The organism is Nocardioides pacificus, from assembly GCF_054775955.1.
The window spans coordinates 641,520-666,014 of the sequence record NZ_BAAHCI010000005.1 but is presented as its reverse complement, the minus strand read 5'-3'; the positions used below and the strand labels follow the sequence as shown (position 1 = coordinate 666,014).

Here is a 24,495-nt window from a genome sequence, read left to right as displayed (position 1 = left end):
CGGGCCCGGCTGGAGGGGGCGACTAGATTGGTGGCCATGAGCGACCACGCCCAGCCTGCCCGCAGCTCCGCCGACGCCGAATCGACCACCGGGTCCGACGAGCACATCGTCATCATCGGACCGGACGGTCAGCCCCTCGGCACGGTCCCCGCGAGTGCGCTGAACGCGATGCCGCAGGACGGTCAGACCGACGGGGATGACGAGGAGGACCAGGACGGGCGCAGCATCACCGACCTCGTCGAGCAGCCCGCCAAGGTGATGCGGATCGGCAGCATGATCCGTCAGCTGCTCGAGGAGGTGAAGGCCGCCCCGCTCGACGAGGCGAGCCGGGCCCGCCTCAAGGAGATCCACGAGTCGTCGATCCATGAGCTCGAGGCCGGCCTCGCCCCCGAGCTGGTCGAGGAGCTGCAGCGCCTCTCGCTGCCCTTCGCCGACGGCACGCCGAGCGAAGGGGAGCTCCGGATCGCCCAGGCCCAGCTGGTCGGCTGGCTCGAAGGGCTCTTCCACGGGATCCAGACCGCCATCTATGCCCAGCAGATGGCCGCTCGGGCCCAGCTCGAGCAGATGCGCCGCTCGCTGCCCCCCGGCATGTCGGCCGGCGCCGCCGTCCCTGCCGAGCAGGCGGCACCTCCGGCTCCCGGTGGCGCCGGAGGGATGTACCTCTAGTCAGCGCTCGGGCCGGTCGCCGATCCTGCCCACGAGGACCAGCCCGAGAAGCCCGACGAGCACGAGCGCGCCGCCTGGTGCCGCCAAGCGCACCAGCGTCGTGGGCTCCTCCTGCTCGACCACGGTGCGCTGGGCGGTGACCTGCTCCTTCTCGGTCTCGGTCCCCTCGCCGAGCGCCTGCGCCACCCGCTCGGTCAGAGCGGGGGTGGCCGGCGCCGAGCCGCTGCACGGACGCACCGCCCAGCCCCGGCTGTCACGCGCGAGGAAGAGCACATAGGCGCCGCCCTCGCGCAGGGCGACGACGTCGGTGACCGGCGGGACAGCCACCTCGATGATGTCCGCGTCGGGACGACCAGCGAAGACACGCTCCAGCGCGACCGTCCAGACGGTGGGCTCGGTCGGGGGCGCCGTCTTCTGGCCGGGCGCGACGCTCGCCTGCTGACCGACTGCCGCGACCACCGAGCCGACAGCGACCAGGTCGGCGTTGTCGGCGTGCTCGTCGATGGTCTCGGCGGCGCACCGCAGGGCCGCAGGCGCGGCGGGTGAGGCCGCAGCCGAAGGGGCGCCGGCGAGCAGCGCCAGGCTCGCGAGCATGACCACGGTCGCGAGCAGGCCTGCGGACGTCCGGGAGGGACGTCGTACGTCGTGGGTGTCGTGCTGGGTCGTCATGCCGGCCTTCCGGGGTGCTGCGCGAGCCTCTGTGCCTGGGGGCGGTGCGGGGGTCACCAGTCAATCAGGTGGTGCGGAATCAACGCGTCACAGGCCGAACAGATCCGCCAGGACGGTCGCGACTCCGTCGAGGTCGTTGGCGGGAGCGCGCCGGGTCGCGATCGCGTGCACGGACGGGTGGGCGTTGTCCATCGCGAACGACGTGCCCGCCCAGCTGAGCAGCGGGATGTCGTTGGGCATGTCCCCGAAGGCCACCACCTCCGCGGCGGCCACCCCCATCTCCTGGCACAGCAGCTCGAGCGTCGAGGCCTTGGTGACGCCCTGCGCGCTCATCTCCACCAGCGCGGTGGACGACGACCAGGTGGTCGTCACGAGATCGCCGACCGCATCCTCCACCTGGGCCCAGAACGACTCGGGCTCGATCGTCTCGTGGCGCGCGAGCAGCTTCACGACGGTGTCGTCGGCGATCTCCTCGAGCGTGCCCACCGGCACCTCGGGGGGTGCGGGCCGCCGCGGCAGGAAGCCCTCCTCACGGGCGAAGCCGGAGGTGGTCTCCAGCGCGAAGGTGGTGCCGGGCAGCGCGCGACGCACGACGTCGCCGACCTTGACGGCCGTGGGCGGGGCGATCGTGCGCGAGGAGCGGACGGCGTGGAGCGCCACGTCGTACACGATGCCGCCGTTGGAGCAGATCGCCAGCCCGTGCCCGCCCACGTCGGTCCACAGCGCCTCCATCCAGCGCAGCGGACGGCCGGTCACGAAGACCACCGGCACCCCGCGCCGGTCGAGCTCCTCGAGGACCTCGCGGGTGCGCGCCGTGACCGTTCCGTCGGTGTGCAGCAGCGTCCCGTCGAGATCGGTCGCGACCAGACGAGGGGTGCTGCTCGGGAGGCTCACGCCCTCACGCTATCGGCTTGTTCTAGGGTCGAGACATGATGGCCCTCCCGCACCGCGGCTTCGTGTGGCTCTCCATGCCCAAGTGCGCCTCGACCGCCGTCGAGCACGTCCTGGAGCCCCAGGCGCGGGCGATCCTGCGTGGCCCGATGAAGCACTCCAACTACACCGCGTTCGCGACTCGGATCGCGCCCGTCCTCGAGCTCGGGGGCCACCAGCGGGAGGACTACGAGGTCGTGTGCCTCTTCCGGGAGCCGCTGGACTGGCTGGAGAGCTGGTGGCGCTACCGCTCGCGCCCGGAGCTGCGCCGCGACCCCGAGAAGGCGCAGAACTGGACCGGCGACCAGAGCTTCACCGAGTTCGCCGAGCGCTACGTCGCGCGCGACAAGTCGCTGCTCGGCATCGGGCGGCCGGCGCGGTTCTGCTCCTACGAGTCACGGGTGATCGGCGTGGACCGGATCTTCCGCTACGAGTCGAGCGACGTGTGGCAGGGCTGGCTCAGCGACAAGGTCGGCAAGCCGCTGGCCTTCGAGCGTCGCAACGTCAGCCAGAAGCGCCCCGCCGACATCGACGCGGGCGTACGCCGCCGGCTCCTGGACTTCTTCGCCCCGGAGCGCGACATCTATGCCCACCTCGAGCGCGACGGGCAGTGGGCGCCCCCACGCGACTACGCGCTCGATCTCAGCTGAACCAGCGGTCGATCTCCACGGCCGCGCCGTCCTCGTCGACGCCCGTCGTGGTGGCGTCGGCGGTGTCATGGACGACCTGGACGGCCTGGCCCATCGCGACCCCGCGGCCGGCCCAGGCGAGCATCTCGAGGTCGTTGCGGCCGTCGCCGATCGCCAGCACGTCGGCCGCCTCGACCCCGAGCACGTCGACGACCTGCTGCAGCCCCGAGGCCTTGGAGATGCCGACGGGGGCGAGGTCGAGCCAGGCGGTCCAGCCGACGACGTAGTCGGTGCCCTGCAGCCCCAGCTTCGCGGCCAGCTGGACGAAGTCCTCGGAGGTGGCGTTGGGGTCGCGGATGATCACGCGGCTGACGGGGTGGGCGACGATGTCGTCGACCTCGGTGATGAACATCTGCCCGGAGAGCTCCCCGTCGGGGAAGTGCCGGTTGACGCGGTAGCCGACCCCGCGCTCCTCGACCGCCACCAGCGCCTCCGGGTGGTGCTCGAGCACCGCCGCCACGGCCGGCGCCGCGTCGAACGTCTCCTCGTGCACGACCTCCATCGGCGGGTAGCGGAAGACCACGGCGCCGTTGGAGGCCACGATCCACAGCGGCTCGTCACCCTCGGTGTGCAGGTTGAGCAGGTCGGCCACGAACGTCATGCCGTGCGGCGAGCGACCGCTCGCCAAGACGATGTGCGCCCCGGCGTCCTGGGCCCGCTGGACGGCCGCGTGGACCGCGGGGGTGATCTCCTCGCGGGGCGTGGTGCCGCTGTCGCTCCAGCGGATCAGGGTGCCGTCGATGTCGAGCGCGACCAGCTTGGGCCGCCACCCCGGCGAGCCGGGCGCGCCGGCGGTGGTCGAGGGGTCCTTCGCCGGGCCGCTCTGCGTGCCGTCCTGGCCGGACTCGGTGCGGAACGCGTCAGCCACGGACAGGCTCCAGCAGCTCGCGCCCGCCCAGGTAGGGCTGCAGCGCCTTCGGCACCCGCACGGAGCCGTCGGCCTGCTGGTGGGTCTCGAGGATCGCGACGATCGTCCGCGTCATCGCGCACAGCGTGCCGTTGAGCGTCGCGACGTGCTTGATCCCGTCGTCGCCGAAGCGGCCGCGGATGTCGAGACGCCGGCTCTGGAACTCGGTGCAGTTGGAGGTCGAGGTGAGCTCGCGGTACTTGCCCTGGGTGGGGATCCACGCCTCGCAGTCGAACTTGCGCTGGGCTGACAGCCCCAGGTCGCCGGCCGCCACGTCGATCACGCGGTAGGCCAGCTCGAGCTTGTCGAGGAACTCCTTCTCCCAGCCCAGCAGCCGCTGGTGCTCGTCGTACGACTCCTCGACGGTGGTGTAGACGAACATCTCGACCTTGTCGAACCAGTGCACCCGGATGATGCCCTTGGTGTCCTTGCCGTGCGAGCCGGCCTCCTTGCGGTAGCACGGGCTGAAGGCCGCGTAGCGCTTGGGCAGCGACTCGCCGTCGAGGATCTCGTCGGAGTGGTAGGCCGCCATCGGGACCTCCGAGGTGCCCACGAGGTAGAGGTCCTGGCCCTCGATGCGATAGACGTCGTCGGCGGCCTGCCCGAGGAAGCCGGTGCCCTCCATCGCGCGGGGCTTGACCAGCGCGGGCGGGATGACCTCGATGAAGCCGGACTCGCGGGCCTGGTCCATCGCCAGGTTGACCAGCGCGCGCTCGAGCTGGGCGCCGACCCCGGTGAGGAAGTAGAAGCGGCTGCCCGAGACCTTCGCACCGCGCTCGATGTCGATGGCGCCGAGGATCTTGCCGAGCTCGATGTGGTCGCGCGGCTCGAAGCCCTCGGTGGCGAAGTCGCGCGGGGTGCCGACGGTCTCGAGCACGACGAAGTCGTCCTCACCGCCGGCCGGCACCTCCTCGGCCGCGGGGTTGGGGATCGACGCGAGGGCCGCCTGCCACTCCTCCTCGGCCTGCGTCTGCGCGGCCTCGGCGGCCTTCACGTCGGCCGCCAGCACCTTGGTGCGCGCGAGGAGGTCGGCCTTCTCGTCGCCGGACGCCTTCGGGATCAGCTTGCCGAGCTGCTTCTGCTCGCCCCGCTTGGCCTCGAACTCGGCGATCGCCGCGCGGCGGGCCTCGTCCGCGGCGAGGGCGCGGTCCACGACGTCGTCGGACAGACCACGCTTGGCCTGGGCGGCGCGGACGCGGTCGGGAGATTCACGGAGGAGTCGCGGGTCGATCATGCGGCAAGGCTAGCCGCCGACCGCGATGAGGGCGGGGACGGCCTGCGCGCCATACTTGGGCGTCCGTCCAGTCGCGCGTCCGTGAGGGGAGCCCAGGAGTGCTCGACCGTTCTCGTCTGATCACCCTCGTATGGGCCGCCGTGGCCCTGGCCGCCTACCTGACGCTCGCTGCGCTGGTCGTGACCGACTGGACCCCGTTGCGCGAGCTCGACGGCCGTGGGGAGTCCGCTGCGGCATGGGGGCTCGACCAGTCGGCCCTGCGCACGGCGCTCGGCGTCGTCGAGGACGTCTTCAACACGATCGCGATGACGGTCTACACCGCTGTGCTGGCGGTCGCGCTCTTCCTCAAGGCCTACCGGCGCGCGGCGTACTTCACCGTCGCGGTGATGGCGTCCACCGCGCTGGCCACCACCGGCTCCAAGCTGCTCTTCGGCCGCGACCGACCGGCCTGGCAGGACGGCGTCGACCTGCACATCAACAACTCCTTCCCGAGCGGTCACGCCTCGTCGGTCGCGGCGATGGCGGGGGTGGTGATCGTGCTGGTGACGATGCTCGTGCGCCGCTCCAACGTGCGCCGCATCGCAGGCGCGCTGGCGCTGGTGGCGGTGGTGCTCGTCTGCCTCGACCGGGTGCTGCTGGGTCGTCACTACCCCTCCGACGTGGTGGGCGGCGCGCTGCTCGCGCTCACCTTCGTGCTGGTCGCGATGGCGCTGGTCAACCCGCTGCCGCGGAGCACGGCCGACAACACCGAGCCGCTGCCCGAGGTCTTCGCCTCACGCCGCCGGCTCTCGGTCGTGCTCAACCCGATCAAGGTCGAGGATCCGGGTCAGTTCCGCTCCATCGTGTCGTCGATGGCCGCGGAGGCCGGCTGGTCGGAGCCCCGGTGGCACTACACGACGATCGAGGACCCGGGCAGCGGGATGGCCGAGGCCGCCGCCCTCGAGGGCTCCGACCTGGTCATCGTGTGCGGAGGCGACGGCACCGTGCGCGAGGTCTGCGCCGAGCTCGCCGGGACGGGCATCCCGGTCGGGATCGTGCCGGCCGGCACCGGCAACCTGCTCGCCCGCAACCTCGACATCCCGCTCTACATCCGCTCCGCGATCGACGTCGCGCTCAACGGCCAGGACCGAGCCATCGACCTCGTCAAGGTCTCCGGCGACGGGTTCGACGACACCCACTTCATGGTGATGGCCGGCATGGGCTTCGACGCCGCGATCATGGAGGGCGTCAACGAGGAGCTCAAGAAGCGCGTGGGCTGGATGGCCTACGTCGTCTCCGGGTTCAAGTCGATCATGTTCCCGGCGGTGAGGGTCGAGGTCTCCGTCGACGACGGCCCCTTCACCAAGCACCGCGCCCGCACAGTCCTCGTCGGCAACGTCGGCTTCCTGCAGGCCGGCATGCCGCTGCTGCCCGACGCCACCATCGACGACGGCGAGCTCGACGTCGTGATCCTGCACCCCAAGAACCTGTTCGCCTGGGTCCCCCTGGCCTGGCGCGTGCTGCTCAAGCGCAAGCACACCGACGATCTCGTCAACCGGATGACCGGCGCCACCGTCGTCGTCCGCGCCGCCACCGACACCCCGCGCCAGCTCGACGGCGACTCCATCGGCTCCGGGCGCGAGCTCCGGATGGAGTGCATCCACGGGCGGCTGCTGGTGCGCGTCCCGCGCTGAGGGGCGGCGGCGCCCCGGCCCGCCGTACGGCGGGCCGCAGCAGCGTCCACGTCGGCGAACCGCCCGACTCGCGGGTAACTGGAGTTCTTCCCTCACCTGACGCGTGAGGATCTCCAGCTACCTGTCGGTACCCGCCTCCTGGGCTCCCGGCTATCGGGGCCGCACCCCGTCAGGCGCGGGTGAGCCGGAAGACCGGGATCAGCCGCTCGGTGCGCGTCGCGTAGGTGCGGTAGTTGGGCCAGGTCTCGACCATGACCGCCCAGGCCTCGCTGCGCTCGGGGCCGCTCAGCTCCTCGGCACGGACCCCGACCTCCCGGCCCTTGAACTCGATGACGGCCGTGTCGCCCGCCTCGATGACCGCGCGCAGGTTGGCCACCCAGACCGGCGGCTTCGGCGCGCCCCAGTTGGAGCCCGCCACCAGCCACGAGCCCTGGTCGGGCACGCAGAGCAGCGGGGTGGTCCGCGCGATCCCGGACTTGCGTCCCGGCACGGTCAGGAACAGCTCCGGGAGGCTCGCGAAGGTGAGCAGCGTGAACCGGCCCCGCGAGACGCGGCGCATCGTCTGGTCGACGCGGACGATGACGGGCAGGTACCGCGGCAGCCACGGCTGGCGGCCGAGCGCGATCGCAGCGGGGCGCAACGGGTTCATGGCCGCCGAGCGTAGGCGAGCCGAGCGCCAGTGTCAGTGTCAGTGTCAGTCGGGGTCAGCGGGGACGAGCGTGCGCGATCGCCTCGTCCTCCTCGGGCGAGAGCTGCTGCTCGCTGGTCCACGACGTGATCGACTTGGCATAGGTGCGGGCCTCGCTGCGGCCGTGGATCGAGGTGAGGACGACCCCATGCCCGGCGTCGTCGAGCAGCGCCAGCGACCAGGACAGGTGACCGCCCATGTCGCCGAACGCGTCGTAGCGCACCACCGCGAGGTGGCGCAGCGCGTCGGCCGCCTCCGCCCGCAGCGCCGCGACCTCCTGACGCAGCCCGTGCACGTCCTCGGGCAGCGCGTCGACGGCCGGCCGCTGCTCGGGGCGGGTACGACGCAGGGCGAGGACGGCGACCGCGAGGCCGCCCAGAGCGACGATCAGGGCGAGGGAAGCAAGGGCCACGGGCATGGCGCCAGAGCCTAGTGCCCGTCCTACTGTCCGCGGCGCAGCGACTCGAGCCAGGCGGCGGCGTCGGTGAAGTCGCGGTCGGAGGTGCCGGGCCGCACCTTGGTGACCACCTGGTCGGCGCGCGGATAGCTCCCGAGGAACCGCACCCCGCCCGACGTACGGCGCAGCCCCGTCAGCGCCTCCCCCACCCGGGCGTCGGCGACGTGTCCCTCGCAGTCGATGGAGAAGCAGTAGCGCCCCAGCCCGACGCCGGTGGGGCGCGACTCGATGCGCGACAGGTTGACGCCGCGCAGCGTGAACTCCTCGAGCAGCTCCAGCAGAGCCCCGGGGTGGTCGTCGCGGATGAAGACGACCAGGGAGGTCTTGTCGGCACCGGTGGGGGGCGCCGCCACCCCGGGTCGGGTGACGAGGACGAAGCGGGTCATCGCGTGCGGGTTGTCGCCGATGCCGTCCGCGATCGTCTCCAGGCCGTAGCGCTCCCCGGCCAGCGGCGCCGAGATCGCCGCGTCCCACTGCGCGCTCCCGTCGGCGAGACCCGCGGAGGCGGCGGCCGTCGAGGTGGTGTGCACGACGCTCGCGCCGGGGAGGTGCTCGGCGACCCAGCGCCGTGTCTGGGCGGCCGCGTGCGGGTGGGTCCCGACGACGCGGACGTCCGCGGGCGTCGTACCGGCACGGGCGAAGAGCGAGAACCGGATCGGCACCGTCATCTCGCGGGTGATCATCAAGTGCTCGCCGGTGGCCAGCTCGTCGAGGGTGACGGGCACCGAGCCCTCGACGGAGTTCTCGATCGGCACCACCGCGCCGTCGGACTCGCCGCTGCGCACCGCGTCGAGGGCGACGGTCACCGTCGCGGCGGGGTGTCGCTCGGCCCCGGCCGCCTCGGGGAGCGAGCGCAGCGCCTGCTCGGTGAAGGTGCCCTCGGGGCCGAGGTAGGAGAAACGGGGCGACGCGTCAGGGACCACGCGCTCACCCTAGTCGTCACCCGCCCCGGCCCGGATGGGATCCTCTGGGCGTGGATCTCGTCGTCGTCGCCCTCACCTTCGCCGCCATCTTCGTGGTGGAGCTGCCCGACAAGACGTTCCTCGCGACGCTGGTGCTGTCCACGAAGTTCCGGCCGCTCTACGTCTGGATCGGCGTCGGGCTGGCCTTCACCGTCCAGGTGGGCATCGCGGTGGCGCTCGGCAAGGCCGCGGCTCTGCTGCCGGAGGACCTGGTGCAGGGAGCGGCTGCGCTGCTCTTCCTCGCCGGGGCCGTGCTGCTGCTGCGCGAGGCGCGCTCGCACGACGCCGCCGACGACGGCTCGGAGTTCGCCGAGAAGGCGCCGGCCGCCCAGGGCTGGAAGGCGATCGGGGCGAGCTTCCTGGTGCTCTTCGCTGCCGAGTGGGGCGACCTGTCGCAGCTGCTGACGCTCTCGCTGGTGGCGAAGTACGACGACCCCGTCAGCGTCTTCGTCGGCTCGCTGGGGGCGCTGCTCACCGTCAGCGGGCTCGCGGTGCTGGTCGGGCGCTGGTTGCTGGGCCACGTCAAGCTGAGCGTGCTGCACTACGTCGGCGCCGCCGTGTGTCTCGCGCTGGCCGCGCTCACGACGTACGACCTGCTGCGCTGAGACCGGCCGTCTGGCGGTCTAGAGTCGCGACATGAGCGTCGACACCACTGCCGCGACCGCGAAGACCGGAGCCGACAGCGAGGTCGGCCGGCTCCGCACGGTCCTCCTGCACCGGCCCGGCCCCGAGCTGCAGCGGCTCACCCCGCGCAACAACGACCGGCTGCTCTTCGACGGCATCCCGTGGGTCGCGCGGGCCCAGGACGAGCACGACGCGTTCGCCGAGGCGCTGCGCAGCCGCGGGGTCGAGGTGCTCTATCTGACCGAGCTGCTCACCGAGACCCTGCAGAGCGAGGCGTCGCGCAACCGCGCGATCACCACGGCGCTGTCCGGGCTGCACCTGGGCGACACGCTGCGCGCCTACCTGACCGCTGCCCTCCACGACGCGTCTCCCGACGAGCTGACCCGCCACCTGACCGCGGGTATCCGCAACGACGAGGTCCAGGGCGGGCACGGACTGGTCACCTCGCTGCTGGCCCACGACGACTTCATCATCGACCCGCTGCCCAACCTGCTGTTCACCCGCGACTCCAGCGTGTGGGTGCGCGACCGGGTGACGGTGACGTCGCTGGCGATGCCGGCCCGGGCCCGGGAGACCCAGCTGACCGAGCTGATCTACACCGACCACCCCCGCTTCGCCGGGACGCCCAAGATCCACGGCTGGCAGCACGAGCACGTCGAGGGCGGCGACGTGCTGCTGCTGGCGCCCGGCGTGATCGCCGTCGGTGTCGGCGAGCGGACCACTCCCGCGGGCGTTGAGCGGTTCGCCCGCCAGGTCCTCAACGACGGGCTGGCGCACACCGTGCTCGCCGTACCCATCACGCAGGAGCGCGCCACCATGCACCTCGACACGGTGTGCACGATGGTCGACGTCGACAAGATCGTGATGTATCCCAACGTCGCCGACTCGCTCCAGGCGTACGCCGTGACCGCGCCGGGCGGCGCCGTACCCGACGACCGGGAGCTGGACCTGCACGTCAGCGGCGCCGAGCCGTTCCTCGTCGCGGCCGCCAAGGCGATGGGCATCGACACGCTGCACCAGATCGACACCGGCCTCGACCCGGTCACCGCCGAGCGCGAGCAGTGGGACGACGGCAACAACACCCTCGCCCTGGCCCCGCGCCTGGCCGTGGCCTACGAGCGCAACGTCGAGACCAACGACCGCCTCGAGGAGGCCGGCATCGAGGTCGTCCGGATCGCCGGCTCCGAGCTCGGCTCCGGCCGCGGCGGCCCCCGCTGCATGAGCTGCCCGGTGACCCGGGACCCGCTCCCGACCGACTGACCCCCCAGATGTAACGCGGGGTTACTCACACTGCCTCAGCGGTATAACGCTGCCATAGTGGTCGTAACCCCGCGTTACATGTGGGGTGGGGCGGCGTGACGTCGGGCCGCCCCGACCGTTGGGACGGCGTGGACGGACCACAGCAGAGAGGCAGGACCCGATGACGGGAATCTTCGAGGGACTCGCGCCGCACGACGTGGCGCGGATCAAGGCCATGGCGACGCCGGTGAGCGTGCCGCAGGGCTGGTCCCCGATCTGGGAGGGCACACCGGCCGACAAGGCCTACATCATCGAGACCGGCGAGGTCTCGGTGCGCCGCCACGGCCACGAGATCGCGAAGCTGGGACCCGGCGACATCGTGGGCGAGACCTCGATCGTCAACCACACGCTGCGTACGGCGACGATCGTGAGCCTGTCGGACCTCAAGCTGCTGCACCTGTCCCGGGAGAAGCTCGAGCGGCTCAGCGCGGAGCTCCCGGCCTTCCACGAGGCGCTGGAGAAGGCCGCCCACGACCGGATGTCACCCCACCCGGACAGCCTGCAGGGCTGAGCCGTGCCGCCGGAGCCGAGCGGCCTCGACGACGGCGGCGCAGCCCGTCCCGGGGGCGGCGTGGGGGGCGACCCGCTGGCCGCCGTCGAGGCGGCTCTGCTCGGGGGCGCACCGACCCTGACCAAGCTCGAGGTCGCCGAGCGCACCGGCGTGCCGCTCGAGCTGGCCGAGGAGCTGTGGCGCCTGCTCGGCTTCCCCCACCGCGACCCCGAGGACGTGGCGTTCACCGAGAGCGACGTCGAGGCGCTGGGCCTGACCCGCGACCTGGTGATGCTGGGCGTGCTCGGTCCCGACTCCCAGGCGGCGCTGGTGCGCACCTGGGGCCGCAGCTATGCCCGGCTCGCCGAGTGGCAGACCGGGCTGCTGACGGGGCTGATCGCCGCCCGATCATCGGAGACCGAGTCACCGGAGACCGAGTCACCGGAGACCGAGGCCCCCGCCGAGGATCTCGTCCTCGACGAGCGCCTCCTCGAGCTGATCGACTCCGTGGTCCCGCGCGTCGAGCGGCTGCAGTCCTACATCTGGCGCCGCCACCTCGCCGGAGCCGCCGGCCGGGCGGTGAGCACGGGCTCCCCCGGGAGCACCGGCGACAAGTCCACGACGATGGCGGTCTGCTTCGTCGACATCGTCGGCTACACCTCGCAGAGCAAGCGGCTGGCCGAGTCCGAGCTCGTCGACTGGGTCGAGAGCTTCGAGCACCGCGCCACCCAGGTCGTCGTCGACCACGGCGGCCGGGTCATCAAGACCATCGGCGACGAGATCCTGCTGGTCGCCGACTCCCCCACCGTCGCGGCCCAGATCGCGCTCGACCTGGTGGCGCTCGGCGCCGACGAGGACGACTCGTTCCCCCGGGTCCGCGCGGGAGTGGCGTACGGCGAGGTGGTCAGCCGGCTGGGCGACGTCTACGGCCCCGTCGTCAACATCGCGGCCCGCCTCACCTCCCTCGCCCGGCCCTCCACCGTGCTCGTCGACCGGAGCACCCACGACGAGCTCTGCCACGAGCACGACATCGGGGACCCCAAGGGGCGCGACGACGGATCGCCGTACCGCTTCCAACGGATGCGCCGACGCTCCGTGAAGGGCTACTCGCGCCTCGAGCCGTGGGTCCTGCGACGCCGCTAGGCTGCCCCCGGCGCTCCGGCCGGGGCGCCTCGACGACCCGCCTGGAGCAGGCGTGATGACGAGGGGGTGGCAGTGGCGACGCTGACCGCGGACAAACGGGTTCTGCATGCCGATCTGACGGGGGACACCATCCGGGCCGCATCGGGCTCGATGGTCGCCTACAGCGGCAACATCGACTTCAAGCACGCCGGCATGGGCGGCGGCGGCGGACTCCGCGCCGCCCTCAAGCAGAAGGTCGCCGGCGAGTCGATCTCGCTGATGGAGTGCACCGGGCACGGCCGCGCCTACCTGGCGCAGGACGCCCTGGACGTGACGGTCGTGGAGCTCGACAACGACACTCTGACCGTCGAGTCCGAGCACATCCTCGCGGTGACCGGAGGCCTCAAGCTCGACGTCCAGTTCGCCGGGCTGCGCGGGATGACGTCCGGCCAGGGCCTGGCCACGACCAAGGTCACCGGCACCGGCCAGTGCGCGATCATGTCCGACGGCCCGATGATCGGCCTCGAGGTCGCCCCCGGCATGCCGCTGGTCGTCGACCCGGACGCGTACGTCGCGGGCACGGGCCAGCTGCAGATGTCGCTGGTCTCCGGTGTCTCGTGGCGGTCGCTGGCCGGCGAGGGCGGTGGCGAGCCCTTCTCGCTGCGCTTCGAGGGCCAGGGTCTGGTCTACATCCAGCCGGCCGAGCGCTGAGGGGGGTCTGAGATGACATTCGAGCAGGTCAACAGCAAGGTCGTCCGCGTCCAGGTCGACCCCCACCACGCGATCCTCGCCCGCCGCGGCGCGATGCTCGGCTATGACGGCGCGATCAGCTTCCGGCCCATCGCCGGCGCCGGCCAGGGCGTCGGCGGCATGATCGGGACCGCCATGGCCGGCGAGTCCAACAAGATGATGGCCACCGAGGGCAGCGGCTCGGTGCTCTACGGCTACCAGGGCCTCTACGTCACCGTCATCGACCTGACCGGCGACTCCCTCACCGTGGAGGCCGACCGCCTCCTCGCCCACGACGCCAACCTGCAGAGCGGCGTCGAGTTCATCGGGCAGGGCGGCGTACGCGCCGCCGTACGCGGCGCGATGACCGGGCAGGGCCTCTTCACCACCCGCCTCTCGGGGCAGGGCTCGGTCGCGATCCTGTCCCACGGCGGGACCTTCCCCCTGCAGCTCAACGGTGAGACCGTGGGCGTCGACCCCCAGGCGTACGTCGGGCACGTCGGCGCGCTCAACGTCGACCTCAAGGCCAGCGTCGGGATGCGCGACCTCATCGGTCGCGGCTCCGGCGAGGCCTTCCAGCTCCACGTGTCGGGTCACGGCACCGTCTACGTCCAGGCCTCGGAGAAGAAGTTCTGATGATCGGTGGATTGAACATGTCCGTCTTCAACGCCCAGACGCTGCCGAGCAACGACAACGTCAACGCCTACTCGTTCTCGATCGACCTCGCCGGGGAGTGGTTCCTCAACAAGGGCGCGATGATCGCCTACTACGGCAACATCGACTTCTCCGGGATCGCCGCGTTCGCCTCGCGGGCCGCCTGGGTCGCCGCCCGCTTCTCCTCGCCGCTCTACGTCCAGGACTGGATCGTGGCCGCCGGCAACGGCAAGCTCGTGATCGGCGACAGGGGCAACGACATCAACTCCTACGACCTCGAGGCCGGCAACCTGACGATCAAGCAGGTCAACCTGCTGGGCTTCGAGCCGTCGCTGGAGCTCAAGCAGTCGATCGTCCCCGGCTTCGTCACGCTGATCGGGACCGGCAAGTTCCTGGCCTCCTCCAACGGGCCGGTGATCTTCGTCGAGCCGCCGTTCCGCGCCGACCCCGACGCGCTGCTCGGCTGGGCCGACTGCCCGTCGCCGTCGCAGCACTACGACCACAACTGGATGGCCGCCTCGTTCATGGCGGGCGTCCAGGGGATGCTCGGGCGGGAGTCGGGCGAGGAGCGCCAATATGACTTCACCGGCGCCGGCACCATCCTCATGCAGTCGTCGGAGAAGCTGCGCGTGGACTCGGCGATGATGCGGATCGTGGAGTCTCACACCAACCTGCTCGACGCCAACAGCGCCGTCCAGCTCGGCCACCGACTGGTCGCCCGCGGCCAGCAGCAGTAGCCCACTCGGGCACCACTTAGCCACCGGCACGATAGAACTGACACCACCGCACCACTCAAGCGAAAGGGAATTCAATGGGAGTCTCGCTCAGCAAGGGCGGCAACGTCTCGCTCTCCAAGGAGGCGCCCGGCCTCACCGACATCAACGTCGGCCTCGGTTGGGACACCAACACGTTCTCGGGGGGAGAGTTCGACCTGGACGCCTCGGCCATCATGGTGGGCGCGAACGGCAAGGTCCTCTCCGACGGACACTTCGTCTTCTTCAACAACCTCAAGTCCGCCGACGGCTCGGTCGAGCACCTCGGCGACAACCTCACCGGTGAGGGCGAGGGTGACGACGAGGTCGTCAAGATCAACCTGGCCGCGGTGCCCGCCGAGGCCGAGAAGGTCATCTTCGCCGTCTCGATCTACGACGCCGACACCCGCAAGCAGAACTTCGGCGCCGTCCGCAACGCGTTCATCCGCGTCGTGAACCAGTCCGGCGGGGCCGAGATCGCCCGCTACGACCTGACCGAGGACGCCTCGGTCGAGACCGCGATGGTCTTCGGCGAGGTCTACCGCAGCGGCGCCGAGTGGAAGTTCAAGGCCGTCGGTCAGGGCTACGCCTCCGGCCTGCGCGGCATCGCCGCCGACTTCGGCGTCAACGTCTAGGACCTGCCACCTCATGGTCGACTACACCAAGCGCCCCGCTCCCTCCGGCGACGGAGGGGGTGGGGCGGGCGTTTCTCTCAGCAAGGTCACGCTCACCAAGTCCGCTCCCTCGATCTCGCTGGCCAAGGGCCAGGGCGCCTCGGGTCAGATGCGGATCAACCTCAACTGGGCCCAGACGGCGGCTCCCGCCAAGGGGCTGTTCCGCAAGGCCCGCTCCTCGGGCGTCGACCTCGACCTGGCCGCGCTGTGGGAGCTCCAGGACGGCCGCAAGGGCGTCGTACAGGCTCTCGGCAACGCGTTCGGCTCGCTGGACTCCGCGCCCTACGTCATGCTCGACGGCGACGACCGCTCCGGCCAGAACGCCGCGGGCGAGACGTTGACGGTCAACCTGGACCGGCTCTCCGAGATCAAGCGGGTCCTGGTCTTCGCCTTCATCTATGAGGGCACGCCCAACTGGGCCGCCGCCGACGGCGTCGTCACGCTCCACCCGATCGGCGCCGCCCCCATCGAGATCCGTCTCGACGAGACCTCCAACTCGGCGATCACCTGCGCGATCGCGATGCTCACCAACGATGGCGGCGCTCTGCGCGTGGACCGGGAGGTGCGCTACATCAACGGGTCCCAGGCCGAGCTCGACAAGTCCTACGGCTGGGGCATGCAGTGGGCGAAGGGCCGCAAGTGACCCACCGGCTGCAGCGCGGCGGCAACGTCGGCCTCACCGCGGTCGGGCTCGGGCCCACCGTGGTGGTCACGCTGACCTGGGTCGCGCGCACCGGCGTCGACGCCGATCTGTCGGCCTTCCTGTGCGACGAGAGCGGTCGGGTCCGCAGCGACGCCGACTTCGTCTTCTACAACCAGCCCTCGGGTGCCGACGGCGCGGTGCGCCACCTCGGCAAGTCCGCCCGCGGAGGTACGACGCTCGACCGGGTCGCACTCGACCTGGGTCGGGTGCCCGGCGGCGTCGACAAGGTCGTCATCGGCGCCTCCCTCGACGGGGGGCGCTTCGGCGATCTCGACGGGCTGGGCGTGGAGGTCGCTGCCGACGGCGGCGACGGGATCCCCGCCGTACGCACCGAGCTCGAGGCGTCCGATGAGACCGCGATGGTCTTCGCGGAGGTCTACCGCCGCGGCGGCGAGTGGAAGGTCCGGGCCGTGGGTCGCGGGTGGACCGGCGGGCTGGGGGCGATGGCCACCGACGTCGGCGTCTCCGTCGACGACGAGCCGGAGGCGAGCCCCGCGCCCGCCGCAGCGCCTCCTGCGCCTCCTGCCGAGACCGTCAGCCTCGAGAAGCGGCGGGTGATCGACCTGGAGAAGAAGCTCACCTCCGCCGGCGACACCGGCATGCTCAGCCTCGTCAAGAAGGCCGGCGTGAGCCTGGAGAAGAAGGGCCTCGGCGAGCACACCGCCCGGGTCGCCCTCGTCCTCGACATCTCCGGGTCGATGAACCGTCTCTACTCCCGCGGGGCCGTCCAGCGCCTCGCCGAGCGGGTGCTGGCCCTGGGCCTGCGCTTCGACGACGACGGCGAGGTCGACGTCTTCCTGTTCGGGAAGCAGGTCCACCAGCCCGGCGGGCTGCGACTGGAGGGCTATCCGGAATACGTGAAGGGCATGCTCAAGCAGCACCCGTTGGAGTTCGACACCCGCTATGGCGCAGCGGTGACGGCTGTGCGCAGGCACTACTTCGGCGCCAGCGAGGAGCGGACTGCTCCACAGCCGGCCGACGTGCCGGTCTACGTCATGTTCGTGACCGACGGCGAGCCCTCGGACAAGGCAGTGGCGACCAAGCAGGTCCGCGCTGCGTCGTACGAGCCGATCTTCTGGCAGTTCATGGGCATCGGATCGCGTGGCTTCCCCTTCCTGGAGAAGCTCGACGACCTCGATGGGCGCTTCACCGACAACGCCGACTTCTTCTCGGTCTCCGAGGACGAGCTCCTCGGGCGGAGCCCGATCAGCGACGACGCGCTGTTCGAGCGGCTGATGACCGAGTACCCGGACTGGCTGCGTCGGGCGCGCTCACAGGGTCTGCTGACACGCTGACTCTGGCGACCCAGCTCCTCTGAGACGACAGACGTCCCGGCCTCCTGGTGGAGGCCGGGACGTCTGGTCGTGTGCCCCGTCAGCTATGCGTCAGGGGCGGTGGAGCTGGTGCTGCTGCGGCCCTGGAGGTCAGGGCGTGGGGCAGAGGATCGCCCCGAGGACGGGCAGGGCGCAGATCTCGTCCGGCAGCGGCAGCGGCGGGATCGGCAGCTCCGGGAGCTCCGGCAGTCCGCCGCCACCACCGGCGGCGGCGCAGAGCTCACTGATGCCAGGGATCGCGCAAAGCTGAGCCACGACATCCTCGAAGGTCGGCACCTCACCGCCACCGATCAGCTGACACAGCTCGGGGGACAGATCGCACAGCCCGGCCACGACCTCGTCCGGGGTCGGAGCAGGGGAGCCGCCGTCGCCGCCGTCGCCGCCGGCGTCGCAGATGCCCGGGATCGGCAGGATCGCGCAAAGCTGCTCCGGGCTGATCGGCGAGCCCGGCCCGGGCTCGGGCTCGCCCGCGTTCTGGCAGGCGGTCAGGCGCTGCTTCGCACGGGCCTGGGCCTGACGTGCACGCTTGAGCGCCTTCTTGGCGCGCATCTTCTTGGCCTTGGCCTTCTTCTTGGCCTTGGACGCCTTGGCCTTCTTGGCGCCCTTCGCCTTGTTGGCCTTCTTGTTCGCCTTCTTCAGCTGCTTCGAGGCCTTCTTGAACTGCGCCTTCTTCGCCTTGACCTTCTTGTTCGCCTTCGTGAGGGCGGACTTCTCGGCGGCGCAGTCCGCGGCGCGGGCGCTGGCGGTCGGCTCAGCCCCCGACGGCGCCTCGGCGCGGGCCGGTCCGGTGAGCGCCACTGAGGCGGCGATGGCGACGAGCAGGGCGGTCAACAGCCCCATGAGCTTGCGTAGATGCACGGTTTCCTCCCGAATACGGTGGCCGCCCTTCCGCGAGGGCTGCCGCATGTTAACCACGTCACATTTGCTCGCTCGATTTGTTGCGATTCAAAAGTCGGGCGGAAAGAACCCGCGACCGGTCTCAATGTGACCTCGCCCGGCACCGAAGAGAGGGCATGGTGCGCCCCGGGGAGGGCCCGACGAGCGCGCCCGTCGACTCGGGAGGACCCCACATGTCGGGCATCAGGCTCCGATCCATCATCGTCACGCTGTTCTTGGCCGCGGCGACACTCAGCGCCTTCTCACCGGCCGTCGGGCAGGACGCCACACGGCTTGCCGCCACGACCCAGGTCGGCACCGGCCAGACGGGTACGGCGAAGGCCGGTACGACGAAGACGGGCGCGGCGCGCGCTGGTGCGGCGCAGGCTGGCCAGGGCCAGAAGTCGGCCACGGCCGAGCCGAGCGCTCGCAAGCGCCGCAAGTGCTGGCCGCGCAAGCACCGCAGCAACCGCCCGGCCCGACTGCACAAGCACCGTCACTGCAAGCGTCCGAAGACCCGACCCGCGCCGACCCCCGCACCGGCCCCAGCGCCGGTACCGACGCCAGTCCAGACGCCCGCACCGACTCCGGCCCCGCCCTCTGACAGCTGGACGTTCGTCACCGGTGACGAGTTCGGCACCAGCGGTCTCGACACCACCAAGTGGGAGCCCTTCAACGGCCGGCCGGGGTGCTGCCCCGACGCCTTCTGGGACCCCTCCCAGGTCGAGGTCTCCGACGGCACCCTCAAGCTGCACACAAGCATGAAGAACGGCCGCTGGGTGTCGGGAGGCGTCGGCGGCTGGGACTGGGACCAGGGCGCACGCACCTACGGCCGCTACGACGCCCGGATCCGCTTCGACGCCGGCAAGGGCGTCTCCGCCGCGGCCCTGCTGTGGCCCTCGGACAACGTCTGGCCCCCGGAGATCGACTTCTACGAGATCGCCGAGACTTGGGGCGACCGCGAGAAGATGATGATGACGACGCACTGGGGGACCCCGTCCGACCACCGCCTCTCACAGAGGTTCGTCGACGGCGACTTCACCCAGTGGCACACGGCGTCGGTGCGCTGGTCGGCGGATGAGATCGTCTACCTGCTCGACGGGCAGGTGATGAAGGTGGAGACGGACAAGGTCCGGATCCCCGACACCCTGATGTGGGTCGGTCTGCAGACCCACGCCCACAAGATCGACGGCGCCTGGCCGACCCTCCCGGCCGGCAAGTCCTCGATCGCCCTCGAGGTCGACTGGGTGCGCATCTACCAGCAGGGCTGAGGCCCACCAGAGCTTGCGCTGGGGGGAGACCGACGTACGTCGGACCCCGCGCAGGGAGGGAGACCGGGTCCCCGAGTCGTCAGCGGCTCGGGACCCGGCGCATCCGGCAGGTCTCGACGACGACTGCAAGCGAAATTGGAAGGCCCGGCCGTTGCTGACGGGGGATACAACAACGGCCGGGCAGGGGAAAATGTACGGGACCTTCAGGCTCGACAACAGCCCAAAACCCGCATTTCTTGCAAAGTGACGCACCTCACCTGATGGTGACCTGGCGGTTGGTGAGACCGGCCCGCGTCGAACGCTCGGCGGAGGTGAGTGGCGTGGGGTCCGCAAGCGCCTCTGCGAGGTCGGCGGCGAACTGGGAGGCGGGCGCCTCGAGCACCTCGGCTCCGGTGCCGACAGGGAGGTCCCACACCGGGGCCAGCAGCCCGTGGGCACGGAACATGCCGACCAGGCGCGAGCCCTCGGCGATGTTGTCCTTGCCGGCGGCGTGCAGGCGGGCCAGCGCGTCGAGCAGCTGGTCCTCGGGCTCGGGCATCACCCAGCGGAGGTGCTCCTTGGTCCCGACGTTGGTCCAGTACGCCGCCTCGACGCTGCTCAGTCGCACCGTGGGTGCCGCCGCCCTGTTGGCCTGCTCGAGGGCCGCCGCCATCGCCGGGGTCTGGTCCTCGACGTCGGCCAGCCAATAGCCGAAGCCCTCGTGCACGGTGATCTCGAGCGCCTGGTCCGTGACGAGGTCCTGCAGGCGCGGGCCGTCCCCGGGGGCCTCGGTGAGTCCGACGACGTCACCGGGAGCAGCCTCGAGCGCACGCTGGAGCACGGCCCCCGCGTCGCGAGCCGGGTCGCCGTAGTGGTGCTGGACCTGCAGCCCCAGCCAGATCGTGCCGTCCTCGCGGACCATGGCCGGTGCGGCGCCGGGCAGCAGCGAGCAGAGCAGCACCGAGCGGTCGGAGTCCTTCAGCGTGAGCGGGGCGGTCGCGGCCGGCACCAGCTCCCGCAGCGCGATGACGTCGCACTCCGACGCCATGCCCTCGAAGGGGCGGACGACGAACGCGACGGCAGACGGGTCGGACGAGCCGTGGCACGCCTTGTAGCGCTTCCCCGAGCCGCACGGACACGGCTGGCGAGGCCCCACCTCCCCGGGCGTACCGGTCGCTTGGTCACGGGCCTTGGTGCGCGAGCTCTTTCCCATGACAGACGAACCTATATGCCGAGCAGCTCCCGCATGTAGGCCGGCCGGTCGGTGATGACCGATGCGACGCCATAGCGCAGACACACCTCGAGGTCCTCGGGGGTGTTGACGACCCACACGTTGATCTCCCGGCCGGTCTCCTGCAACCGGCGCGCGAAGCCGGGGTGGTCGCGCAACTCGGTGACCCCGGGTCCCAGTGCCCAGTCCGCTCCGATCACGCGGCGCAGCATCGGCCAGTGGTGTGCCTTGTCGATGAGCATCACCACCGGCAGGTCCGGCGCGAGCCGCTCGACCCGGCGCAGGGCGGTCGCGGAGAAGCTCATCACCTTGGCCGGCGAGTCGGCCCGGTCCCAGCCGAAGTCGCGCAGCAGCTCCACCACGCGTCGCTCGACGAGGCCCGCATAGCGAGTCGGGTGCTTGGTCTCGATGGCGATCTCGACGGGACGGCCATAGTCGGCGACGGTCTCGAGGAGCCGGCGCAGCGTGAGGACCCGGTCGAGCTCCTCGTCGCGCTCGGGACGCTCGTCGTCGAGGTCGGCCCAGGGGTTCTTCCACGAGGAGAAGTCGAGGTCGCTGAGCTCCGCGAGCTCCATCGTGGAGACCACGCCGCGGGTGCGCGCCGTACGCCGCAGGTCACGGTCGTGCACGCAGACGAGGTGACCGTCGGCGGTCAGGCGTACGTCGCACTCGAGTCCCTCGGCGCCGGCGTCGAGCGCTGCGAGGTAGGCGGCGAGGGTGTGCTCCGCGACGTCGTGGCTGGCGCCTCGGTGGGCGACCACCTTCGGCCTCATGCATCTCCTCGCAAACAGAGAACGGCGGGTCGGATGACCATCTGGGTCGACGGATGTCGGCCTCGAAATGGTGCACCCGACCCGCCGCAGTGTCCACGTCGGGGGTCCACGAGGGGGGTCCACGTGGGGAGTCCCGAGCGGACGGTGCTGCCTGGAGCCAGTGCTGGGTCGTGCCGGCGTCAGTGCCGGATCAGCGACCGGCCGAGGCGGGCAGCGTCGGGATGGGCAGCATCGAGATCAGGTTCTTCAGCAGCCCGGTGAGGCCGCCCAGCAGGGTGTCGACGATGGAGAGGACCTTGCCCAGCGGCGTGGAGTCGATCATGTCAACGATGCCGCGGATCAGCCCGAGCACCGGAGCGAGGGGACCCGCGAGCGGCGAGCCCTCGATGATCTCGAGCACATCACGGATGGCACTCGGGTCCTCCTGGGCGTAGAAGGCGGCGACGGCCGTGCGGCCCACGTCGTGCAGCTCCTTGGCCTGGAGGGCGCGCAGCCGCTTCACGATCGCGGTGGCGCGCTTGGGGCTCTTGGCCTTGCGGAGGTTCTTGGCGAGCTGGTTGAGGCGCGCCAGGCCCTGCTTGGCCGCCGTCTCGATCTGCGGACCGAGGTCCTCGAGGTCGGTCATCTTGGGGTCGGCGAGGACCTCGCGATAGATCGCCCGCTTGCGCTCGGCGATCTTCTTGCCGGTGCGCTGCTTGCGGGCGACCCGCTTGGCGCGGGGGGCCTTGGCCCGCTCGGACGCCGAGGTGTCGGCACCGGAGACCGTCTTGACGGTCGTGGTGGCCGGCCCAGCGCCTGTCTGGGCGACAGTCAGGCTGGCCGGCAGGGCGGATGCACCAGCGAGCTGGGCTCCCGAGAGTGCCACTGCGCCGCTCAGGACGGCCGTGGTCAACAGCTTTGCTACGCGCGTCATCTGCACGTGGTTCTCCCTCTGTAGTTGATCCGGACGGCTCCCGCGTCCGGCTGTCGAACAACCTACGGGGCGAAGTGTCACAAGCAGTCACACGGGGTGTGACATCTCAGTTTCCGAACAGGTCTCGTCAGCGCGAGCGGAGGAACGCTCCGAAGTGCGGCACCGTGAACGCGACACTCCCCCGCTCCGCGGAGAAGACCAGCCCCTTCTTGATCAGTCCGTCCCGGGCCGGGGACAGCGACTGGGGCTTGCGATCGAGGTGGCGCGCCACGTCGGCGGTGGAGACGGGACCGTCGGCGTTGTCGGCCCCCAGATCGGCCATCGCCACCATGTAGTCACGCTCGGCCGGCGTCGCCCGGTCGTAGCGGGCACCGAAGAACCCGACGGCGAGCTCGGCCTCCGCCTCCGGCGCCGCCACCTGCACGTCCTCGACGCGGACCGGCGACCCGACGGCCGCATCCCAGGTGACCTTGCCGTAGGCCTGCACGAAGTAGGGATAGCCGTCGGTGAGGCGGTAGAGCTCGTCGAGCGCCCCGGGCTCGAAGTCGACGTCCTCGGTGGACGCCGGGACCCGCCAGGCCCGATCCGCCATCTCCCGGGGGAGGCGATCCACAGAGACGTAGCGGAACAGCCGCTCCGCGTAGGACTTGGAGGCGGCCAGCGCCACCGGCAGGTGCGGCAGGCCGGCGCCCACCACGATGAACGGCGCACCCTGCTGGCTGATCTCGTGACAGGCGCCGCACAGGGCCGCGAGCTCGGCGGCCGGGATGTCCTGCATCTCGTCGATGAAGACCGCCATGCCGACACCCAGGTCTCCCGCCAGCTCGGCGACGTCGGAGAAGAGCTCGACGAGGTCGAGCTCCAGGTCGCCGGAGTCCGCGCGGCCCCGGGTGGCGGCCACGTCGATCGGCGGCGACCAACGCATCCCCTTGCGGTCCTCGGCCGACGTCCGCAGGGCGAAGCTCTTCAGCACCCCGGCCACGGCGTCCACCCGGTCGGGGTCGCGATGACGGTGGGACACCTCACGGATCCCCGCGTGCACGGCCTGGGCCATCGGGATCCGGATGCTCTGGTCGGGCCGCGCCTCGATCTTGCCCGTCCCCCACGCCCGCTTGACCGCCTGCGAGCGCAACGCGTTGAGCAGCACGGTCTTTCCCACCCCGCGCAGCCCGGAGAGCACCATGCTCCGCTCCGGTCGCCCCGCCGCGACCCGCTCCAACGTCACCTCGAACTGCCGCAGCTCCCGATCACGCCCGGCCAGCTCGGGCGGGCGCTGTCCGGCGCCGGGGGCATAGGGATTGCGGATGGGATCCATGTCCGGACGATATCGGGGCGTCTAGGACTGGGGCTAGATTTCGGTAGCGTGTTGTGAGGTGGCGTCGGGGCTGCTGCCGTTTGGTCCCCAACGGCGTGCATTTCGCGGAATCCGGTGCAGTCTCTGCCCAATCGGCGGCCCTGGTCCTCGCCCCTGGAGGTCGCACCGACTCCCCCAGCCTGCGGCGACGAGCTCTCGTCGTACGACGACAAGCGGCGCGGACGCCCGACCAATGATCGCGACGTCACCCATTGGTCAGAACCTGCATGCCGCCGCCGCCCATCGCTGCCGTTTGGTCCCCAACGGCACGGATTTCGCTGATACGCATGCTGTCTCTGACCAAACGGCGCCCCCTCTCGCCAGGCGCTCTCGTCGTACGACCTCGCCGGCGATCGACTCCGCCAGGTCGACGACACACGTCGTTACGACGTCCGCGCGACGCAGCCGACGGGGGTCGCCGCGAGCGACGCTCGTCGGAAGCGGGATGTGGCTGGCTGAGTGCCGGTCAGTGACGTCGCCGATTGGGCAGAGACGACATGGATCTGCCGGAAATACCTGCCGTTGGGGACCAAACGGCAGGCCGGGCGGTGGCAGTTCAGGGACGGACGGCGCCGGCTCAGGCGCCGCGGGCGGTGCGCTGGCCGGCGGCGATGTCGTAGGCGGTGTCGAGGCCGGCGCGGAGCAGGTCGATCAGGGCGGGGACCTCGTCGACGCCGAGGCGGAAGGAGCCGGCGCAGACGTTCTCGCGCCACAGGGAGAGGACGACGAGGCCGTCGTCGTGGTGCCACGAGACGCGCAGCGCGCGGTCGTCGCCGCGGGCGTCGAGGAAGATCGAGCCCGCCGCGGGGAGCGGTCGCGCGGGGTACATCCATCCATGATGC

27 protein-coding genes are annotated in these 24,495 nt (G+C 71.1%); 14 read left to right on the top strand and 13 right to left on the bottom strand.

What is annotated here, in order from left to right; translation table 11 throughout:
• Positions 1-36 precede the first annotated feature (36 nt).
• Positions 37-666 carry a bacterial proteasome activator family protein gene (locus ACYU7L_RS05725; protein WP_460794353.1) on the top strand — a complete coding sequence of 210 codons (630 nt, stop codon included), beginning with the start codon at positions 37-39 and terminating at the stop codon, positions 664-666.
• Here the strand turns inward: ACYU7L_RS05725 and ACYU7L_RS05720 are convergent, their stop codons facing one another.
• Entirely contained in the window at positions 667-1,335 is a 669-nt protein-coding gene (locus ACYU7L_RS05720; protein WP_460794352.1) for a hypothetical protein, read from the bottom strand.
• Positions 1,336-1,422: 87 nt separating this feature from the next.
• Positions 1,423-2,229 (bottom strand): HAD family hydrolase, encoded by an 807-nt coding sequence (locus tag ACYU7L_RS05715; RefSeq protein WP_460794351.1) that lies wholly within the window; start codon positions 2,227-2,229, stop codon positions 1,423-1,425.
• A gap of 35 nt (positions 2,230-2,264) precedes the next feature.
• Here ACYU7L_RS05715 and ACYU7L_RS05710 point away from each other — a divergent pair, with 35 nt between their 5' ends.
• The gene (locus ACYU7L_RS05710) at positions 2,265-2,915 is read left to right on the top strand and encodes a hypothetical protein (protein ID WP_460794350.1); all 651 of its coding nucleotides are present in this window, start codon (positions 2,265-2,267) and stop codon (positions 2,913-2,915) included.
• Here ACYU7L_RS05710 and ACYU7L_RS05705 read toward each other — a convergent pair.
• A complete protein-coding gene (locus tag ACYU7L_RS05705; RefSeq protein WP_460794348.1) occupies positions 2,908-3,822 on the bottom strand; it encodes an HAD family hydrolase in 915 nt (304 codons plus the stop codon). The genes ACYU7L_RS05710 and ACYU7L_RS05705 overlap by 8 nt on opposite strands.
• Positions 3,815-5,095 carry a serine--tRNA ligase gene (serS, locus tag ACYU7L_RS05700; RefSeq protein WP_460794346.1) on the bottom strand — a complete coding sequence of 427 codons (1,281 nt, stop codon included), beginning with the start codon at positions 5,093-5,095 and terminating at the stop codon, positions 3,815-3,817. The genes ACYU7L_RS05705 and serS overlap by 8 nt, the downstream gene beginning before the upstream one ends.
• Positions 5,096-5,193: 98 nt before the next feature.
• Between serS and ACYU7L_RS05695 the strand changes: the two genes are divergently transcribed.
• On the top strand, positions 5,194-6,768 hold the full coding sequence (locus ACYU7L_RS05695) for a bifunctional phosphatase PAP2/diacylglycerol kinase family protein (RefSeq protein WP_460794345.1): 1,575 nt from the start codon (positions 5,194-5,196) through the stop codon (positions 6,766-6,768).
• Positions 6,769-6,937: 169 nt separating this feature from the next.
• Here ACYU7L_RS05695 and ACYU7L_RS05690 read toward each other — a convergent pair whose 3' ends face one another.
• The 3 genes from ACYU7L_RS05690 to pheA are packed head-to-tail and all read right to left on the bottom strand — an operon-like array spanning position 6,938 to position 8,836.
• Positions 6,938-7,417 carry a nitroreductase/quinone reductase family protein gene (locus tag ACYU7L_RS05690; protein WP_460794344.1) on the bottom strand — a complete coding sequence of 160 codons (480 nt, stop codon included), beginning with the start codon at positions 7,415-7,417 and terminating at the stop codon, positions 6,938-6,940.
• A gap of 55 nt (positions 7,418-7,472) precedes the next feature.
• Positions 7,473-7,874: a DUF4446 family protein gene (locus ACYU7L_RS05685; protein WP_460794342.1), complete on the bottom strand. Its 402-nt coding sequence runs from the start codon at positions 7,872-7,874 to the stop codon at positions 7,473-7,475.
• 23 nt (positions 7,875-7,897) lie between these two features.
• Positions 7,898-8,836 (bottom strand): prephenate dehydratase, encoded by a 939-nt coding sequence (pheA, locus tag ACYU7L_RS05680; protein ID WP_460794341.1) that lies wholly within the window; start codon positions 8,834-8,836, stop codon positions 7,898-7,900.
• A gap of 50 nt (positions 8,837-8,886) precedes the next feature.
• On the opposite strand from pheA, the gene ACYU7L_RS05675 reads away from it, so the two are divergent.
• From ACYU7L_RS05675 to ACYU7L_RS05630, 10 genes are all read left to right on the top strand, one after another.
• Positions 8,887-9,480 carry a TMEM165/GDT1 family protein gene (locus ACYU7L_RS05675; protein ID WP_460794339.1) on the top strand — a complete coding sequence of 198 codons (594 nt, stop codon included), beginning with the start codon at positions 8,887-8,889 and terminating at the stop codon, positions 9,478-9,480.
• Between the two features lie 31 nt (positions 9,481-9,511).
• Positions 9,512-10,759, top strand: coding sequence for an arginine deiminase (locus ACYU7L_RS05670; RefSeq protein ID WP_460794338.1), 1,248 nt, complete (start codon positions 9,512-9,514; stop codon positions 10,757-10,759).
• Positions 10,760-10,919: 160 nt separating this feature from the next.
• Positions 10,920-11,309, top strand: a complete 390-nt coding sequence (locus ACYU7L_RS05665) for a cyclic nucleotide-binding domain-containing protein (protein ID WP_460794336.1) — start codon at positions 10,920-10,922, stop codon at positions 11,307-11,309.
• Positions 11,310-11,312: 3 nt separating this feature from the next.
• Complete coding sequence (locus tag ACYU7L_RS05660; protein WP_460794335.1) at positions 11,313-12,431, top strand: adenylate/guanylate cyclase domain-containing protein; 1,119 nt, start codon at positions 11,313-11,315, stop codon at positions 12,429-12,431.
• Between the two features lie 72 nt (positions 12,432-12,503).
• Entirely contained in the window at positions 12,504-13,121 is a 618-nt protein-coding gene (locus ACYU7L_RS05655) for an AIM24 family protein (RefSeq protein ID WP_460794334.1), read from the top strand.
• 12 nt (positions 13,122-13,133) lie between these two features.
• Positions 13,134-13,775, top strand: coding sequence for an AIM24 family protein (locus ACYU7L_RS05650; RefSeq protein WP_460794332.1), 642 nt, complete (start codon positions 13,134-13,136; stop codon positions 13,773-13,775).
• The gene (locus ACYU7L_RS05645) at positions 13,775-14,530 is read left to right on the top strand and encodes an AIM24 family protein (protein WP_460794331.1); all 756 of its coding nucleotides are present in this window, start codon (positions 13,775-13,777) and stop codon (positions 14,528-14,530) included. Before ACYU7L_RS05650 ends, ACYU7L_RS05645 begins: the two co-directional genes overlap by 1 nt.
• A 74-nt stretch (positions 14,531-14,604) precedes the next feature.
• Entirely contained in the window at positions 14,605-15,180 is a 576-nt protein-coding gene (locus ACYU7L_RS05640; protein WP_460794330.1) for a TerD family protein, read from the top strand.
• 13 nt (positions 15,181-15,193) lie between these two features.
• Positions 15,194-15,862 carry a TerD family protein gene (locus ACYU7L_RS05635; RefSeq protein ID WP_460794329.1) on the top strand — a complete coding sequence of 223 codons (669 nt, stop codon included), beginning with the start codon at positions 15,194-15,196 and terminating at the stop codon, positions 15,860-15,862.
• On the top strand, positions 15,859-17,217 hold the full coding sequence (locus ACYU7L_RS05630) for a VWA domain-containing protein (protein ID WP_460794328.1): 1,359 nt from the start codon (positions 15,859-15,861) through the stop codon (positions 17,215-17,217). The genes ACYU7L_RS05635 and ACYU7L_RS05630 overlap by 4 nt, the downstream gene beginning before the upstream one ends.
• Positions 17,218-17,346: 129 nt before the next feature.
• On the opposite strand, the gene ACYU7L_RS05625 is transcribed toward ACYU7L_RS05630, so the two are convergent.
• A complete protein-coding gene (locus tag ACYU7L_RS05625) occupies positions 17,347-18,114 on the bottom strand; it encodes a hypothetical protein (protein ID WP_460794327.1) in 768 nt (255 codons plus the stop codon).
• Between the two features lie 212 nt (positions 18,115-18,326).
• Between ACYU7L_RS05625 and ACYU7L_RS05620 the strand changes: the two genes are divergently transcribed.
• Positions 18,327-19,403: a glycoside hydrolase family 16 protein gene (locus tag ACYU7L_RS05620; protein ID WP_460794326.1), complete on the top strand. Its 1,077-nt coding sequence runs from the start codon at positions 18,327-18,329 to the stop codon at positions 19,401-19,403.
• Between the two features lie 253 nt (positions 19,404-19,656).
• Here the strand turns inward: ACYU7L_RS05620 and ACYU7L_RS05615 are convergent, their stop codons facing one another.
• The 5 genes from ACYU7L_RS05615 to ACYU7L_RS05595 all read right to left on the bottom strand — a co-directional run bounded on the left by ACYU7L_RS05615 (position 19,657) and on the right by ACYU7L_RS05595 (position 24,482).
• Positions 19,657-20,595, bottom strand: coding sequence for a DUF5926 family protein (locus ACYU7L_RS05615; protein WP_460794325.1), 939 nt, complete (start codon positions 20,593-20,595; stop codon positions 19,657-19,659).
• 11 nt (positions 20,596-20,606) lie between these two features.
• On the bottom strand, positions 20,607-21,386 hold the full coding sequence (locus ACYU7L_RS05610) for a glycerophosphodiester phosphodiesterase family protein (RefSeq protein ID WP_460794324.1): 780 nt from the start codon (positions 21,384-21,386) through the stop codon (positions 20,607-20,609).
• Between the two features lie 190 nt (positions 21,387-21,576).
• Entirely contained in the window at positions 21,577-22,305 is a 729-nt protein-coding gene (locus tag ACYU7L_RS05605; protein ID WP_460794323.1) for a hypothetical protein, read from the bottom strand.
• A gap of 121 nt (positions 22,306-22,426) precedes the next feature.
• The gene (locus tag ACYU7L_RS05600; RefSeq protein WP_460794322.1) at positions 22,427-23,614 is read right to left on the bottom strand and encodes an AAA family ATPase; all 1,188 of its coding nucleotides are present in this window, start codon (positions 23,612-23,614) and stop codon (positions 22,427-22,429) included.
• 616 nt (positions 23,615-24,230) lie between these two features.
• Entirely contained in the window at positions 24,231-24,482 is a 252-nt protein-coding gene (locus ACYU7L_RS05595; RefSeq protein WP_460794321.1) for a hypothetical protein, read from the bottom strand.
• Between the last annotated feature and the right edge of the window lie 13 nt (positions 24,483-24,495).